This is a genomic window from Amycolatopsis sp. NPDC059027, from assembly GCF_042739735.1.
Lineage (GTDB): Bacteria > Actinomycetota > Actinomycetes > Mycobacteriales > Pseudonocardiaceae > Amycolatopsis.
This window is the reverse complement of record NZ_JBHYIK010000007.1, coordinates 155,276-156,471: the sequence shown is the minus strand read 5'-3', so window position 1 is coordinate 156,471 and position 1,196 is coordinate 155,276. Positions and strand designations below refer to the sequence as shown.

Here is a 1,196-nt window from a genome sequence, read left to right as displayed (position 1 = left end):
ACCCCCTTGGGGGGGGGGCGATGTGTTTTGGGGGGGGGGGTGGGGGCGAGACCGCCCGTTTGGGACTTTACATGGGGGCCACGGGCGCTACCGCGACATCGGGCGATGGATGTGCGAGGGGCGCCCTGGGTGCATCCATCGCACCCAGGGCGCCCTTGTCGCAGCCGGTCCGGTCAGCCGACTCCGATTCAGGAGGGGTCGATTCAGGAGGGGTCGGAGCCGCGCAGGGACGCCCACCAGAAACCGGCGGCGCCGATCAGCGTGGTCACCACGAGCCAGCCGGGGACGCCGGTGCCGTCCACCAGCGCCCAGAACAGTCCCGCGAACGGGGCCGCCACGAAGACGGGCAGATCCACCCGGAACTGCCGGGGAAGTGAGACCGGACGGCCCGCGGCGGCGAGGCGTTCCTCGTCCGGCTCCGCGGGGTTGTCGGTCCGCCTGCCGCGCGGTTCGCTGTGGCGCGCCGGGCCTGCGGGGTACAGCGTTTCGCCGCCGATCCGCACCGTGACCCGGCGGTCGCGGGACGGGTCGCCGTACACCTCGGCCTCGGCGGGGGAGGAGAGAGCGATCAGGGAGGGGGAGAAGTACACCGGGAGCCACCGGGGCTGCGCGGTGCCGGTTTCCAGCCACGACCGGGTCAGCACGCCGCGCTGGAACTTCACCCGCCGCACGAGCACCTTCCGGGGCGCGGTGCGTAACGGGAGCCGGAAACGGGTCACCAGCACCACGACATCGACGGCGAGGACGAGCAGCGCGGCGACGACGGACGCCGTCGCGTAGATCGACGCGCGCTCAGCGGCCACCAGCGGGGAGGCACCGGGGATGACGGCGCGCTCGGGCCGTGCCGGGTCGTAGCCGACGGGCACCCGCGCCCCGGTCTTCGGCGGAGCGCCGTCGAGGGGAATCGTGGCGGTCGCGTTCTTCCCGTCCGGCAAGGGGAATTCGACGGCGGCGGTGTCGTCACCGGTACGCACCACCGTCGCCGTCGCGCGGGCACTCAGCTCGCGCAGGGTGTCGCGTGCGTGTGAGAACTCCAGGTACTGCAAGAGAAAGATGCCTGCGCACACCGCGAGGACCAGCGCACTGGTCACCGCGATGTGCCGCACCGGGCGCAGGCCGAGCAAGCGTTTCATCGTTCCATCCGGCCTTGTTCGGCGCTGTCCGGCCGTCCGCCGGTGCGGGGACGCCCCCGCACC

At 72.8% G+C, this 1,196-nt stretch carries 1 protein-coding gene; it reads right to left on the bottom strand.

Annotation, left to right across the window (positions count from 1 at the left end):
* Positions 1 to 203 precede the first annotated feature (203 nt).
* Positions 204 to 1,133, bottom strand: a complete 930-nt coding sequence (locus ACFWY9_RS07390; protein ID WP_378338411.1) for a hypothetical protein — start codon at positions 1,131 to 1,133, stop codon at positions 204 to 206.
* Between the last annotated feature and the right edge of the window lie 63 nt (positions 1,134 to 1,196).